This window comes from Cupriavidus sp. CP313 (assembly GCF_054072015.1).
On sequence record NZ_JBSVZB010000007.1, the window covers coordinates 257,497 to 271,363 of the forward strand.

Here is a 13,867-nt window from a genome sequence, read left to right on the forward strand (position 1 = left end):
AACATCCGCCGCTTGTGCGGAATCGAGACTTGCTGCAAAATCCGGCCCAACTGGTCAGACCAGTTGAGGCTGGCCCATATGATGCATGCCACAGGGCAGCCAGCCGCTTGCCGGCCGACCTTCAGTTAGGAGACTTTGATGGAAACCACGCCCCCGCCCATGGCATCAGCCATGGTGCGCCTGCATCCGCAGCCGCTGAGCGCGGCCGCCTTTGCGCCCTTCGGTGACGTGATCGAGGCGCGCGCCGCCGGCGACCCCGGCGCCTTTCCGATCAACGGTGGCATGGTCACGCGGCACCATGACCTGGCTGCCGTGGAATTGGAAGGTGGCCGGGCCCTGATCAACCTGTTCGAGGCCAAGCCCTACGCGTATCCACTGGAGATCGCAATGCTGGAACGCCATCCGCTCGGCAGCCAGGCCTTTATCCCGCTATCGGAGCAGCCCTTCGTGGTAGTGGTGGCGCCGGCTGGTGACGTGCTGGATCCCGCCTCGCTGTGCGCCTTCATCACCAACGGGCGGCAGGGCGTCAACTACCGCCGCGGCGTCTGGCATCACATGCTGCTGGCCGTGGGCGCGCCGGCGCGCTTTGCCGTGATCGATCGCGGTGGGGATGGCAACAACTGCGAGGAGCGCACGCTGGCGCAGCCGTTGCTGCTGGAACTCCCGCCGGCGCTACACGCCGCGTGAGTGTGTGGAAGCAACAGCGACAGGCTGCGGTTGCACTAGGGCCGTTGCAGCCCGTCGAGGTTACTTGGCGTCCGGCCAGGAGACCTGCTTCCAGTAGGCCTCCTTCGAGCGGATCTTGCCATTCACCACCCGGTAGACCTCCAGCCCGGCTGCGTCCACCTTCTTCTTCCCGGCGCTGGCCGGCACCCGCACGCGGAAGCGCATGATGGCCAAATCACCGCTGTACTCAAGCTTGACGTCCGACAGCACCGGCGCATTGGCCTTGTCTTCAAAGAAGCGCTGCTTCAGGTAGTCCGTGGCGGGCGGCGGCCTTGCCGCGCACAACCAGGCCATGTGGGTCGGATTCTCCGGTGGGCAGCGTCCAGATGAACTCATCATCCAGGCATGCAGCGATGCGCGCCATGTCTGCGCTGGCAAAGGCGGCGAAGAATTCGCCCATGACTCCTTTCACATCTGATTCGGCCATCTTGTCTCCGCTTCTGGTTATGGTCGCCGGCTAGGGCGGTTGTCCTGGCATCTTGGTCAAGGGCCGGGGTTCGTACCACCACCCGAAAAGGATGGGGTGGGGAAGCCCCCACCAGAGAGGGGATACTTGAGGATGCTAGCGAGCGCGATGATGCGAATTCACATTGAACCGGAAGGCGCATATGGCAAGCCAGGTGGAGACAGCCGATACCAAGGTTGCGGTGCTGGTGGATTGCGACAATACGACACCGGAGATTCTTGAACACGCGCTGCGTGTCGTCGCGCAGTTTGGGCGCGTGGTGTTGCGCAGGGGGTACGGGAACCACGCCACACTGGCGAACAAATGGCAAGACGCCCTGGTGCGCCTGGCCTTCACCCCTTGCCTCCAGTATCAGTATGCCTCGGGCAAGAACACCGCCGACATAGCATTGGCACTTGATGCGCTGGAGGCCATGTTCGACGAGCGTGCGGATACGTTCTGCCTGGTCACCAGCGACTCGGATTTTGCTTACCTCTGCCGCAAGCTTCGGGAGCGTGGCGCCACAGTACATATCGTCGGCGAAACCAAGACGCCCGCGGCATTGCGTAATGCCAGCGACCAGTTCTTCGAATGGACGCCGCCGGAGCCGGTACCCGAGCCGGTGGATTTGTCCAAGCCCAAGCCTGCAGCAACACCACCCAAACCGTCCCCAAAGAAGCGTCCGAAATCGCTGATCAATGCCGTCACACTACTCGCGAGTGGCACCCCGGACGGTTGGGTCGGATTGGGCGCATTGGGCCAATACCTTAAGCGCACGGATCCAGGATTTTCCCCCAAGGCTTACGGGCACGCGGCCTTGTCCGACCTGGTCCGGACCTATCCCGACCTCGTCCTGAATCAGCAGAACGGCTCGGGACTCTGGGTCAGCCTCAAGCCCAGAGCCGAAATGCAAGAGCCATAAATCCATTCAGTCCGGCAATTGCCAAAACAACAACAAATCAGCAGGGGTCCGCATGAAGGCATTGTTTGCGCTGGCGCTCATGTTTGCGCTGGTCTTCCTGGCTCTCACCATACTCAAGGCAAAAACCAATGGTCCCGGCACGGCGAAAGGCTTCGAATTCGCGCGCCGGACGCCGTTCCTGAGGCAAGATGAGATTCAACTTTACATACGGCTATCGGCAGCGTTGAAAGACGCTCACGTGTTTCCGCAGGTTGCCATGTCGGCCTTTGTACAACACAGGGGAAAATCACAGGCAGCCCGGAATCTCTTCGCACAGAAGTACGTCGACTATCTCGTCTGCGAGCGCAACACAATGCGACCGCTATACGTCATCGAACTGGACGGTGCTTCGCACAGAAGTGCAGCGGCCCAGAGGCGGGACAAGCAGAAGAATGATGTACTGGCCTCCGCCGGTATTCCGATCAAGCGGTACGACTCAAAAGATGTCGATTTCACTGTGATCCTGCGGGACTACGCGACAATCGCTACCACCCCTGCCCAGCCAAAAATAACGCCGACAACGCCATCGGATGGGAAACTGCGGGCGGGTGGGACTAGTACGTGAAACGCTTCTTGTGGCGCCGCCCCAAAGCGCCCTATCCCGCTATGCCACCAATCCCCGCAACTCGCGTTGCATCGCAGGCGCCAGCTGGCTGGCGCACCTGGCGAGATTGACCTGTTTGGCCGCGGCTGCGATTTCCATGAGCGCCGGCTCAATATCGTACTCCCGCTGCCGCAGCCACTCCAGCACATCCAGCAAACGCCACAGCGAACTGTTGCCTTCATGCACCGGTACCGGGAAGGACTTCGGATAGCCAAGCATCAGCTTGCGCATGTTCTGGCGAGACACACCAACCATCTCGGCAATATCCGTCAGCCCCACCAGGTCGGGCGCCGCCTCGATCAGCGTGGCCGACGGCATGGCACGGCGGGCATCGGCCAGGGCACTCACAATGGCCGCCCGCGCCGACTCTGCCTCGCGGACAAACGCCAGCGCCACGCGGCCCGGCAGGCCGGTGCCCACCAGCGCGTCATCACACCCCGCCTCGGCCAGGCGTTCGACCAGCGCATCGGTATCGCTGTCCGCCTGCGACAGGTGAAACTTCAGGGTGAAGGCGTATTCCATGGTCAGGTCCTGAGGTGCAGTACGCGCAGCGTTGTCACTTCCCGCTGATGCGAGCAGTTGTCCACGATCCGCCGGATGGCATTGGCGTGGTTGCCCGGATTCTTCGGCGTGCTCCAGACGCTAGATACACAGAACTCGCCGCAGCGGCATTCCTTGCGTTGTCGGGGCAGTAGATGCGCCCCAAGCATGACCGTTGCCCTTCGCCTGCTCGACACGCCAGCCATGCAGCTCTACATGCCTGAGTGCGGCTTCAATCTCCTTCTTTGGGTGCCTGGCGCGGGTCATTCGTGTCTCCGAGACTAGATGCGCAATGATTGGTTGTCAAGTGACAACCAAAAAATAAGCACAATCCGAGTGGATCGGAGAATTGTGTTTGGACTGCCCCGAGCGGGCGTTGAGAGGACTCTGGAATCGGCGGAAACGAAGTCGTAGCCGGGTGATGCAGGTGTCAGGGCGCACTATTCACGCGGGGTGACAACGACTCCGCGCAACGCGGCGCGTTCGATCGCCGCCTCAACCAGGCCTTCGGATTTCGCGCTCTCGACAAACTTGTGCGCGTAGGCAGCGCTGTAATCCCGTCCTTTCGGCGTTGCCATCCCGGCCTTCTCCCCGCCGGACCGGCCCTCTAGCAGGCGCGAACCCGCGAGTTTCTCGGCCTGGCTGTGCATGCCTGCCTTGGTTCCGAAAATGACATCTGCCCTTTCGGCCCGCAGCGACTCAACCATGTCTGCAATGGTTGAAGACTGAACCAGCGTCGCACTCCGTATGGTGCTGGCAAGATAGGCATCCGGCGAGCTCTTTTCCACCACGCCAATCCGGACACCGGGCCTGTCGACGTCCGCCAGGGTGGTGATGCGCGAACCCTGCGGAACGAGGTAGCTGAACTCGACCTCCATGTATGGCGCGGTAAAGTCCACGACCGACGCGCGCTCGGCACTGATTCCCATTGTGGCAACATCCCACTCCCCGGTTTTTGCGCCGGCGATCAACGCCGGGACTGAAGTGTAGGCAACGGGCTCGAACGAAACGCCGAGACGCCGCGCCATTTCTTTACCGAGGTCAACGGCAACGCCTCTGAACTCCCCTGACGCAGCATCCTTCGTCGCATGGATCGGGGATCCCGATATGAATCCGACGCGGAGTTTCCCCGTCGGCGCCAATGCGCTCCGCGCATCAGGCGTGGGTGTCGTCCGGGTTCCGCCACAGCCAGCGAGTACAAGTGCAAGGATTACCGCCAGCCATTGAATCGCGCGCATGTTATGGCAATTGCCGCAAGCAACCGCCCTCTCCATCAGGTATTTGCCACGTCCGATGCCTGCTATGGTCCTGCCCGCAGCTTGCACCGCTTTGAGCCATCCATAGCCCCGCACCAGGCATCACTTCTTCTTCCTGGGATCATCAGCCGGGTTGACGAAGTTGAAAGCCCAAGGCCCCGCCGCATTGATCTGGATAACGGTTTCCTCCTTAGTCCAGCCAAAGTGGCGCATCTTGGGTGGCATGACAATCAGGCTGCCGGGGTTGATCTGGATAACGGTTTCCTCCTTAGTCCAGCCAAAGTGGCGCATCTTGGGTGGCATGACAATCAGGCTGCCGGGGCCGAGCGGCGAGGTCTTTTCCGCGTCGAGCTTGTCGCCCATGCCATAGTTGAACGTCCCGGAAAGCACGGTCACCCGCTCCACGCCTGGGTGCCAGTGCGCCGCCACCTTCGCATCCGCGGGCAGCTTGATCCGGGCCGTGAACGGCCCTTTCTTGTCCAACTGCCCCTCGAGGACAGCAAGTTTGGCACCCGGTATCAGTGGCAGGTCCGCCCATTTGACCTCTTCGGCGGTGACCATGATCATGCTGCCCGGCGGGGCAGCCAATGCCGCAGACATCGTCAGGCAGACGCCGAAGGCCAGTGTGGCAATCGGGGGAAGCTTGTTTTTCATAGCGCGCTCCTTTCCTGAGACGGCAACCAGACAGCCGGAGCGGCGACGGCACAGACCGCATTGATGCCATCTGGCACCCGATTCCGCCACCAGCTGCGCTGGAGACATCCACTGCATGGCACAGGTTCAGGCATGCAGGCTCGAGCGTCTTCATCGCCCAAAGCAACAATGTGATGCATATCGCGGGCCAACCGTGGTGGGAGGCTGACGGGCGGGCGCGTGACGCTCGCGCGGTGTGTCGGTTGCGCGGTAAATCGGCCAGATCGTTTCAGTTGTGAAACACCGGCGGCTAGCGTACGAGGCCCCGACTTTCAACTGCCCTTCCACACCGGCGACCGCCGGCCCACAAACGCATCCACGCCTTCACGAAAGTCGCTACTGCCATAGCACAAGCGCACCAGATCGTCCGTGTCGGCCACCGACTGCACGGTCTGGCGCCGCAGCGCCTCTTTAACGACCGTCTGCGTGACAGGCGCCAGCGCACCAAGCCGGTCGCATAGGGAAGCGACCTCGGCCTCAAGCGCCTCGGCGGCATAAACACCCTCAAGAAACCCGCACGCCAGCGCAGCATCGGCGTCGAGGATCTGCGCCAGCAGCAGCATGCGTCGCACCGGCTGCAGTCCCCAGGCCGCGCGTAACTTGGCAAGATTCAGCGCCGACAGCGTATTACCCAGCGTGCGGGCAATCGGCACACCAAAGCGGGCCTTGGGAGTAGCGACACGGAAGTCGCAGGCAGTAGCGATGGCCAGGCCGCCGCCCACCGCCCAGCCTTCGATAACCGCCACCGTTGGCATCGGCAGTTGCTCGACCAGGCGGATGCCTTCGTCGATACGCGCTTCGTAGGCAACCCCGTCCTCGCCGCTGGAGAACTGCTGGAACTGCGCAATGTCAGTACCTGCAACAAAGGCCTCGCCGCCCGCGCCGCGCAGCACCACCACACGCGCACCCACATTGCCTTGCGCCGCAAGCGTGCGGCAATGCGTGGCGAGTTGCTCGTACATGGCCCACGTCATCGCATTGCGCGCGGCCGGACGGTCGAACGTCAGCGTTGCGACCTGCCCTTGCATCGTGAGCGTGACCTGTCCGTCGGTGCCGGGACCGCCCTCCGGCGGCAGCGCGGCCTTCATGCTCCGAATGCGCCGGCTACAGCCAGCGACTGCTGTTCGTCCTTCGAGATGCCCAGCTCGACCAGGATTTCTTCCGTGTGCTGGCCAAGCAGCGGCGGCGGGCGCCGTACCTGCTGGGGCGTGCCGCCCATCTTCACCGCGAAGCCGATATTGGGCACCTTGCCCTCGATCGGATGATCGATTTCGATGCGCATCTGCCGGTGGCGGCCGTGCTCGCTGTCGAAGGCCTGCGGGTAGGTCAGGATCGGCCCGGCCGGGATGCCGACGCCGAGCAGGCGTTCGATCCAGTAATCGCTGCTCTCCTTGACGAAGCTCTCCTCCAGCATCGCGATCAGTGCCTGCCGGTTGGCCAGCCGCAGCGCCACGGTGGCAAAGCGCTCGTCCGCCAGCAGGTCGGGCCGGTCGAGCGTGTTGCATAGCAGTTGCCACAGCTTCTGGTTGGTGGCCCCCATGACGAAGTAGCCATCGGCGGACTTCATCGCCTGGTAAGGCGCGCTCATGCGGTTGGCCGTGCCCAGCGGCTCGGGCTCCCGGCCCGTGCCCCAGTATTCGCAGGTGTCCCATACCGAGAACGCCAGCGCGGAATCGAACAGCGATGCATCGACATATTGCCCCTTGCCCGTCTCCTTGGCGCCGATGTAGGCAGACAGCATGCCGTAGGTCGCGAACAGCGCGCAGCCGATATCGGCCACCGGTACGCCCGCCTTCACCGGCGCGCCACCCGGGTAACCGGTGACGCTCATCACGCCCGACATGGCCTGCGCCATCAGGTCAAAGCCCGGCCGCCCGGCCCACGGGCCGGTCTGGCCAAAGCCCGAAATGCTGACATAGACCAGCTTCGGATTGATCTTGGCGAGGGTCTCATAGTCGATCCCCAGCCGTTTCATCACGCCGGGGCGGTAGTTCTCTACCAGGATGTCAGCCGTTTCCGCGAGGCGATAGAGCACCTGCCTGCCGGAATCGGTCTTCAGATCCAGCGTGACGCTGCGCTTGTTCCGGTTCATGTTGAGGAAGCCCATGCTGTCCGGCCCCTTCATCTTGAAACCCATGGCGCTGCGCGTTTGGTCGCCTCCCTCAGGCGGTTCGATCTTGATCACATCGGCGCCGAGGTCGGCCAGCAGCATGCAGGCGTAGGGCCCGGCCATGACCTGGCTGACGTCGAGCACGCGCACGCCGGCCAGCGGCAAGGTGGAGGCAGGCGCCTGTGCGCCCGAGTCGCGGAAATCTGTCATGAGGTGCTTCATCCTGGATAAATTGACGGGGCGGCGTGCGCGGGTGCGTCGCTTCTCGTCCATCAGCTCTCAGCCTTCACGCCGGCGTCCTTCACGACCTTCGCCCACTTGGTGGACTCAGAGGCGATGAATGCGCCGAACTGCTGGTTGGTGCCGCCGGAGTCCTCGGCGCCAAAGCTCTTGAGCCGCTCGGCAACATCGGGCATGGCCAGCACGCGGTTGACGTCCGCGTTCATGCGCTGCACCAGCGCCGGCGGCATGTTCTTCGGGCCCACCAGGCCGTACCACGATGCCGCATCCAGCCCGGGGAAGCCGGACTCCGCCAGCGTTGGCACATTGGGGTGGCTGGCCGCGCGCTTCAGGCGGGTCTGCGCGATCGCAATCACCTTGCCTTGCTGGATAAAAGGGGTGGCGGCGGTCATGGTGTCGAACGCATAGTCGATCTGGCCGCCGATCAGGTCCGCCACCAGCGGGCCCGAGCCCTTGTAAGGCACGTGCACCACGTCGAGCCTGGCCTGCAACCGGAACATCTCCAGCGCCAGGTGCTGCGCCGAACCGATGCCGGACGAACCAAAGGAGATCTTCCCCGGCTTCTGCCGGCACAGCGCCACGATGTCCGAAACGCTGCGCACCTTCTGTTCCGGACGGCAGGTCAGCATATTGGGCGTGACGCCCACCATCGAAATCGGCGTGAAGTCGGTGCGCGGGTCGTACTTGACGTCCAGCAGCGCCGGGGCGATCGCGTGGCTGTTCACATGCGCCATCAGCAAGGTAGTGCCGTCAGGCGGCTGCTTGGCCACATAGGCGGCGGCGATGGCGCCGGTAGCGCCGGGCTTGTTCTCCACCAGCACGCTGGTGTTCCACATGACCCCCAGCTTCTGCCCGATCACGCGTGCCAGCACATCCGTGCCGCCGCCGGGGGCGAAGCCCACCACAATGCGCACCGGGCCGGCGATGTCGGCGGCGCGCACCAGGCTGGGTATCGCCAGCCCGGCCGCTGCCGCCAGAATGAATTGTCTGCGCTGCATTGCGTGTCTCCGTCCTGGTAGTTATGGAGCCATCATCCGCAATGCACTTGCCGCGGGCTATCGCTATTTGGGGGATTCTGGTTTCGCGTTTTGCGCAAGCACCGCCAGCACGCTGACCGCAGCCGAGGAAAGTGCCCCATGGGGCCGATGGCACAGCACAAACTGCCGCTGCGCCCAGGGCGCGGCAATGGGCAGCCGCACAAAGCGGCTGCCGCCCGCCACCTCACGCGCAATCGCCTCCGGCATCACCCCGCCGCCCAGGTTCTGCGCCACCAGCGCGGCCATGCTGTCGAAACCGCCCACGCGCATGCGCATGCGCAGCACGCGGCCGGCCTCCTCCGCCAGCCGCTCCAGCACGATCGAGATCGCCGAGCTCTCGCTGAGCACGATCAGGTCGCAGTCCAGCACGTCGTCCGGCGTGACCTTGCGGCGCCGCGCCAACGCATGGCCGCGCGCCACCACCAGCACCAGTTCGTCATTCCGATAGGGCTTGGTCGGCAGGTCGATCACACCCAGGCTGCCGTCGTAAATGCCGATGTCTACGGTGCCGCGGCGCAGCGACTGCTGGACTTCCGCGCTGTTCATTTCCTGCAGGTCGATGCGCACGCCAGGGCAGGCGGTGGCGCAGCGCTGGATGTCGAAGGGGAGGAACTGGATGACTGCGGATTTGGGCGCTGCTACCCGCACTACGCCCAGGTCGCCGCCGACGAAGGAGGCGGCGTCGTCCTGCATGCGCTGGACGGTGTGGGTGATGCCGCGGGCATGGGCCAGCAGTGCGCGGCCGGCTTCGGTCAGGGCCATGCCGTGCGGGAGGCGTTCGAAGAGGGAGACGCCTAGTTGGGCTTCCAGTTCGAGCACGCGTCTTGACGCGGCAGCGGGGGCCAGATGGAGACGCTCCGCGCCACGGGTAATGCTGCCGGCGTCGGCCACGGCGATGAAAAGCTGGACGGTGGTGAGGTCAAAGTGCAGGCGGGTGGTGCGCAAGGGGGGTGAGGACGTCACGATGGTCGGCGCTTATGCAGGCGTCGTCGCAGGGGGCGAGCTACGGATTGAGGGAAGAGGAAACCGTTACGGGCGCCTTGGAATGCGGTACCGCGCGCCATCTGATTCTCCACTTATCAAGCGGCGTCAGCAACTGCGGGTTTCCCGCGCAACCCTCGCGAGGGTGTCCGGCGTGACTGGCAGACCAGACCACGCGTCGACGGTGGAACTGTGAGCTTTCGCTCAGGGAATATGGAGAACCTCGGCGATCTTGTCGACGAACTTTACCCCGAGCTTTCCGTAGCCGTCCGCAGTCGGGTGAATCTCGTTCTCCCAGTCCGCCGTGGCGCCATCGTCATCGGTCCCGGCCGGGACCAGCGTGTCGCGCGTGTCGGCCACATGAAAATTCGGGATGCCGGCCTGGCGAATGACGTCATCGGCAAGTCGGTCGGTGAATTCATTGGCCAGGGCAATCCAATCATCCTCGGGAATGCCATAAACCTGCAGCGCCGGAAACAACCATGGCCCACGGCCCAGCCCCGCACCGCTGTCGCGCGGCGTGGCGTAGTCGTAGGTGTGCGTGATAATCGGCGTGTTCTGGTTCTGCGCGCTGATCCGGCGCAAGAAATCCAGGGCTCGGTACTGGTCCAGCATATACCGTGTGAATGCAATCCAGCCGGGTCGGGAGATAAATGTACTGATCGCGTCAGGGCCATCCCATTCATCTTCCGTCAGCAGCAGTCTGTCGTTGGGCGGCCTGCGATGGCCGTTGGCATCGGTCGGCGTGGTCTGGATGGCGTCGATCAGGTCATTGCCGCCACCGGACAACAGGATGACGCTCCAGGCGTGGTCGTGCGGACCGACAAGGAAACTGTAGAACAGGGGATCCTGGCGGCTGTCGAGCATATGCGCCAGGGTATCGCCAGGATCTGCGCAATCCACGGCGATGGCGCTGCGCGACAGCCACATGTTCATCAGCAAATTTGAGCCGCTAAACGGCCTCAACGTATTAATGGAGAACCAGGAGTCCCCCTGGGCCAAGCATTGCAGGCCGAAGTCGCCGAGCATCGGCGCGCCTTCGCGCATCATCTCAAAGGACTGCACCGGCTTGAGTCGGTTGGGGCGTTCAGCTGATCCCGGCATCGCACATCTCGCTCTACTCTCGACCACTTTCCCGACCCGCCCAGCGCGTGGCGCTGCCATCAGCAACAGGCTGGCCCACGCCGCTTGCTTGTCGTTGAAAGAAATCGTAGGCGCTGCCAGGGCAATACCAAGTCATTGCGATTGAAGTCTGGTCTGCACGGAATTAACAATGCTTCAGTCATGAAACATCTCGCACGTGCAGCGAGCATTATTTACACGGCGCATCGAGCGTCCCAGGTGGCAGCCGGGGTTCCACCTGAACACGGCGTTTAGCAGTCGTCGGGCAAGCGCCTGTGGCTCGCAATGCCCTGGCCGCTGCCTGCTTCTATTCCACTTGCCTTTCTCGTGAAACCCAATAGCTTTGTACTAAACAGAGTTCGATTGCCCACTAGTGACAAGGCAACTGTCAAGGCTGCGGTGCCGGGCCCGGGAAGTCGAGCAAGCGCGCATAAAGACTTTTCTGACTGACAGCAAAGGGGCCGTTTCTTTGTCTGTTACGTCATACAAGCGCGTTTCACTCCATTGGCGTCTTGATGGGCGCGAACGACTGGGGCACCTACCATTGGACGGTTCCTATGAAAGCACGCCATCAATCCCTTTTCGATTTCGTCCGCTCAGGGCTTCTATGTGTCGCTGTGGCACTGTTCGCCGCCTGCGGCGGAGGTGACGACGGCAAACCAGCTGCCAATCCGCCTCTCCGATTCCAGGTGGTGTCGTTTGGCGACAGCATTTCTGATGTAGGAACCTATGCGCCAGTTGCACAACTGGTCGGCGGCGGGCGCTTCACCACCAACCCTGGACAGGTGTGGACCCAGGATGTTGCGAACTTCTTCGGCGGGACGCTGACCGCGGCGCAAACCGGTGGCTATGGGGCGCCGGTGCGGAATCACGCTGACGGACTGGGTTACGCACAAGGAGGCGCCCGTGTAACGGATCCTAACGGCATCAATTTCAAGGCGAATGGACTCGGCGCGCTGACGGTGCCGATCGCAACGCAGCTACAAAACCACCTTTCGGCGCACGGTAACTTCAATGACGGGCAGCTTGTTCTTGTCCAGGGAGGCGGCAGCGATATCCTGATCCACGCCGGCGCAGTTGCGGCAGGAAGTGAGACAGCTCCTGACGCGGATCAGGCCGTGACGCTTGCCGCGCAGCAATTGGCGGCAATCGTCGGAAAGATCCTCCAATCCGGTGCAAAGCATGTCGTTGTCTCAAATGTTGGCAATATCGGCGTCTCACCGTTGGGGGTCAGCGACAACAGCCTCGGGTCCCTTCTCACCGGGATGACGTTAACCTTCAATTCAGCGTTGACGAACGCGCTCCAGGCTGCAGGCATCCAGAACCAGGTCATCAACATTGATCAGTTCGGCTTCATCAACGATGTCCTTGCCCACTTCAAGGAGAAGGGATTCCAGGTCAGCAATACCGGGACCGGCTGCAACCTGCAGCTTCTGTCCAAGGAGATCGAAGTGAGTTCGCTGTTCTGCTCACCGAAGACCTACACGGTGCCGGACGCTGATCAGACCTATATGTTTGCTGATGAGGTCCATCCGACCACGCATCTTCACGCGCTGTTTGCGACGCTGGTGGAGCAGGCGGTGCAGGCGGCGAGCAAATAGGAGAGCGAATGGGGGGCAAATCGATCGTTCCACGTGCTTTAGTTGCGCACCGACAACGGCACGCATTGCAGCCTCGACCCAGCCCCCCACTTATCGCGGCACAAACAATTGCGGATTTTCCGTATAACCTCGCGAGCATGTCGGGCGTGACTGGAGAACCGGCCCGGCGGATCATCGGTGCGCTGCAGATGAACGGCTATCGTATCGATGCCCCGCCATTCGCCTTACAGCCATGGTGGTCTTGCGGCGCGATGGAAGCGGTATGCGCATCAAAATATGTGCCATCGTACCGGTCTCCGGAATAGAGAAACGTGTAGATCAGCTTACGTTTGAATTGCCCCCTCAGGCGAAGCACGGGACTTGCGCAAGCTTCGGCAGACACGGCGCTGACATTCCGATATTTGAGCAGCGGTTTGTCAGACCCCTTGTACAGGACGACGACATCCCATCCGATAAACCGCATCGGGGTATCGCTCTCGTTGCCGAACGTTCGGGCATGTGTCTGGCCATTCGTGCCGCCAGCCTTTAGCACCCGATACTGTACGTGGCACTCTCCGCAGGCATACTGCATATGTATGACATCGATTGTTGTGTTTTCGTCCGACAGACGAAAGGGGTACAGGAAGGCGGCCGACATCCCGGCTACCAGGGATATCGGGACAAGCAAGCGATCTGCGATCTTGCGAGGGAGAAAGTTCACTTAGCCAACTCACTTCCAATCAGGGCACCAGCCTTCGTGGTCCCTTTCGGCAGGTTTCCGCCTCTGAATATCGACTGCTCCTGATGCCGGTAGTCCTGCCCAGTGCAGCATGCGTGAGGGCATCTGGGGGTGATTGCAATGCTTGCGGTATTGATGTATCGAATAGCCTCACGCTTCGTCCCGGCGCTTTTCAGGCGGAACGGATCGACGCTTCGCTTTACCACTGTCGATAGCTTGATATCGGCCGCATCGACGCCGAGATTCCGAAGCGTCTCCATCAAGTGCGCGCGCCGGGATTCCGCGAGCTGCTGCGTCACCCCCGCTGCTTTGCTCTCTGGAACTTCGACATAGAACTCGCCGGCTTTGGGAAACCTGCTGCGCAGGTCCGCCCTCCAGCCAGCCAACCGCAGCATCTCCGCGCCTGAAAGACGGCTGAAGCCGGTTTCAAAAATCGGGCTGAATTCCAGGTTGCCAAGGCTACAAGCGAAAGCGGGCATGGCAAGGAACATTGCCAGCAAAGGAAAGACTCTCTTCACTACGGCTGGATTCGCCCCCGTGTCCCCGGACACGGTCACACCCTTAGGTTGATAAGGCCATCGCACGCCTGAACTCCCGCGGGGAGCGGTAATTCAGGGCGCTATGGGGGTGCTTCTCGTTGTAATGCTCAAAGGCGATGGCCAGATTGCGAACCGCCGTCTCGGCATCAGGCTTGGGCATGAAGGCGACGTAGTCGCGCTTCATGGTCTTCACGAAGCTCTCGGCCATCCCGTTGCTCTGCGGGCTGCAGACCGGCGTGGTCAGCGGCTTCAAGCCGATGGCCGACGCAAACGCCCTGGTCTTGTCGGCCGTGT

16 protein-coding genes and 1 pseudogene are annotated in these 13,867 nt (G+C 62.3%); 4 read left to right on the forward strand and 13 right to left on the reverse strand.

Annotated elements, in window-relative coordinates:
• The first annotated feature begins 138 nt into the window (after positions 1-138).
• Entirely contained in the window at positions 139-687 is a 549-nt protein-coding gene (locus ACW4E8_RS13350) for an ureidoglycolate lyase (RefSeq protein WP_456804943.1), read from the forward strand.
• 60 nt (positions 688-747) lie between these two features.
• Here the strand turns inward: ACW4E8_RS13350 and ACW4E8_RS13355 are convergent, their stop codons facing one another.
• Positions 748-1,020 carry a hypothetical protein gene (locus ACW4E8_RS13355; protein WP_456804944.1) on the reverse strand — a complete coding sequence of 91 codons (273 nt, stop codon included), beginning with the start codon at positions 1,018-1,020 and terminating at the stop codon, positions 748-750.
• The gene (locus ACW4E8_RS13360) at positions 956-1,153 is read right to left on the reverse strand and encodes a nuclear transport factor 2 family protein (protein WP_456804945.1); all 198 of its coding nucleotides are present in this window, start codon (positions 1,151-1,153) and stop codon (positions 956-958) included. The genes ACW4E8_RS13355 and ACW4E8_RS13360 overlap by 65 nt, the downstream gene beginning before the upstream one ends.
• Before the next feature lie 181 nt (positions 1,154-1,334).
• On the opposite strand from ACW4E8_RS13360, the gene ACW4E8_RS13365 reads away from it, so the two are divergent.
• Complete coding sequence (locus ACW4E8_RS13365; protein ID WP_456804946.1) at positions 1,335-2,093, forward strand: NYN domain-containing protein; 759 nt, start codon at positions 1,335-1,337, stop codon at positions 2,091-2,093.
• A 52-nt stretch (positions 2,094-2,145) separates the two neighbouring features.
• Entirely contained in the window at positions 2,146-2,697 is a 552-nt protein-coding gene (locus tag ACW4E8_RS13370; protein ID WP_456804947.1) for a DUF2726 domain-containing protein, read from the forward strand.
• A gap of 39 nt (positions 2,698-2,736) precedes the next feature.
• On the opposite strand, the gene ACW4E8_RS13375 is transcribed toward ACW4E8_RS13370, so the two are convergent.
• The 9 genes and pseudogenes from ACW4E8_RS13375 to ACW4E8_RS13415 form a co-directional block, all read right to left on the reverse strand.
• Positions 2,737-3,258 carry a helix-turn-helix transcriptional regulator gene (locus tag ACW4E8_RS13375; protein WP_456804948.1) on the reverse strand — a complete coding sequence of 174 codons (522 nt, stop codon included), beginning with the start codon at positions 3,256-3,258 and terminating at the stop codon, positions 2,737-2,739.
• Positions 3,259-3,260: 2 nt separating this feature from the next.
• Positions 3,261-3,543: pseudogene (locus tag ACW4E8_RS13380) on the reverse strand (hypothetical protein).
• Positions 3,544-3,716: 173 nt separating this feature from the next.
• Positions 3,717-4,550 carry a transporter substrate-binding domain-containing protein gene (locus ACW4E8_RS13385; protein WP_456804949.1) on the reverse strand — a complete coding sequence of 278 codons (834 nt, stop codon included), beginning with the start codon at positions 4,548-4,550 and terminating at the stop codon, positions 3,717-3,719.
• Between the two features lie 84 nt (positions 4,551-4,634).
• On the reverse strand, positions 4,635-5,186 hold the full coding sequence (locus ACW4E8_RS13390; protein ID WP_456804950.1) for a cupin domain-containing protein: 552 nt from the start codon (positions 5,184-5,186) through the stop codon (positions 4,635-4,637).
• 311 nt (positions 5,187-5,497) lie between these two features.
• Positions 5,498-6,313 (reverse strand): enoyl-CoA hydratase/isomerase family protein, encoded by an 816-nt coding sequence (locus tag ACW4E8_RS13395; protein WP_456804951.1) that lies wholly within the window; start codon positions 6,311-6,313, stop codon positions 5,498-5,500.
• Positions 6,310-7,545, reverse strand: a complete 1,236-nt coding sequence (locus tag ACW4E8_RS13400) for a CaiB/BaiF CoA transferase family protein (protein WP_456804952.1) — start codon at positions 7,543-7,545, stop codon at positions 6,310-6,312. The genes ACW4E8_RS13395 and ACW4E8_RS13400 overlap by 4 nt, the downstream gene beginning before the upstream one ends.
• A 62-nt stretch (positions 7,546-7,607) precedes the next feature.
• A complete protein-coding gene (locus ACW4E8_RS13405) occupies positions 7,608-8,573 on the reverse strand; it encodes a tripartite tricarboxylate transporter substrate binding protein (protein WP_456804953.1) in 966 nt (321 codons plus the stop codon).
• A 63-nt stretch (positions 8,574-8,636) separates the two neighbouring features.
• Entirely contained in the window at positions 8,637-9,575 is a 939-nt protein-coding gene (locus ACW4E8_RS13410) for a LysR family transcriptional regulator (RefSeq protein ID WP_456804954.1), read from the reverse strand.
• Positions 9,576-9,797: 222 nt separating this feature from the next.
• Complete coding sequence (locus ACW4E8_RS13415; protein ID WP_456804955.1) at positions 9,798-10,697, reverse strand: hypothetical protein; 900 nt, start codon at positions 10,695-10,697, stop codon at positions 9,798-9,800.
• A 575-nt stretch (positions 10,698-11,272) separates the two neighbouring features.
• Between ACW4E8_RS13415 and ACW4E8_RS13420 the strand changes: the two genes are divergently transcribed.
• Positions 11,273-12,316, forward strand: coding sequence for an SGNH/GDSL hydrolase family protein (locus ACW4E8_RS13420; RefSeq protein WP_456804956.1), 1,044 nt, complete (start codon positions 11,273-11,275; stop codon positions 12,314-12,316).
• Positions 12,317-13,012: 696 nt separating this feature from the next.
• Here the strand turns inward: ACW4E8_RS13420 and ACW4E8_RS13425 are convergent.
• Positions 13,013-13,534 carry a hypothetical protein gene (locus ACW4E8_RS13425; RefSeq protein ID WP_456804957.1) on the reverse strand — a complete coding sequence of 174 codons (522 nt, stop codon included), beginning with the start codon at positions 13,532-13,534 and terminating at the stop codon, positions 13,013-13,015.
• 61 nt (positions 13,535-13,595) lie between these two features.
• A partial coding sequence (locus ACW4E8_RS13430; RefSeq protein ID WP_456804958.1) for an integrase core domain-containing protein occupies positions 13,596-13,867 on the reverse strand: 272 nt, incomplete at its 5' end.

Excerpts from the sequence above, each read along its gene's own strand:
- ACW4E8_RS13420 (WP_456804956.1), top strand. The coding sequence starts at position 11,273 with ATGAAAGCACGCCATCAATCCCTTTTCGATTTCGTCCGCTCAGGGCTT.
- ACW4E8_RS13360 (WP_456804945.1), bottom strand. The coding sequence starts at position 1,153 with ATGGCCGAATCAGATGTGAAAGGAGTCATGGGCGAATTCTTCGCCGCC.
- ACW4E8_RS13415 (WP_456804955.1), bottom strand. The coding sequence starts at position 10,697 with ATGCCGGGATCAGCTGAACGCCCCAACCGACTCAAGCCGGTGCAGTCC.
- ACW4E8_RS13370 (WP_456804947.1), top strand. The coding sequence starts at position 2,146 with ATGAAGGCATTGTTTGCGCTGGCGCTCATGTTTGCGCTGGTCTTCCTG.
- ACW4E8_RS13365 (WP_456804946.1), top strand. The coding sequence starts at position 1,335 with ATGGCAAGCCAGGTGGAGACAGCCGATACCAAGGTTGCGGTGCTGGTG.
- ACW4E8_RS13355 (WP_456804944.1), bottom strand. The coding sequence starts at position 1,020 with ATGGCCTGGTTGTGCGCGGCAAGGCCGCCGCCCGCCACGGACTACCTG.
- ACW4E8_RS13395 (WP_456804951.1), bottom strand. The coding sequence starts at position 6,313 with ATGAAGGCCGCGCTGCCGCCGGAGGGCGGTCCCGGCACCGACGGACAG.
- ACW4E8_RS13390 (WP_456804950.1), bottom strand. The coding sequence starts at position 5,186 with ATGAAAAACAAGCTTCCCCCGATTGCCACACTGGCCTTCGGCGTCTGC.
- ACW4E8_RS13400 (WP_456804952.1), bottom strand. The coding sequence starts at position 7,545 with ATGACAGATTTCCGCGACTCGGGCGCACAGGCGCCTGCCTCCACCTTG.
- ACW4E8_RS13385 (WP_456804949.1), bottom strand. The coding sequence starts at position 4,550 with ATGGAGAGGGCGGTTGCTTGCGGCAATTGCCATAACATGCGCGCGATT.
- ACW4E8_RS13405 (WP_456804953.1), bottom strand. The coding sequence starts at position 8,573 with ATGCAGCGCAGACAATTCATTCTGGCGGCAGCGGCCGGGCTGGCGATA.
- ACW4E8_RS13375 (WP_456804948.1), bottom strand. The coding sequence starts at position 3,258 with ATGGAATACGCCTTCACCCTGAAGTTTCACCTGTCGCAGGCGGACAGC.
- ACW4E8_RS13350 (WP_456804943.1), top strand. The coding sequence starts at position 139 with ATGGAAACCACGCCCCCGCCCATGGCATCAGCCATGGTGCGCCTGCAT.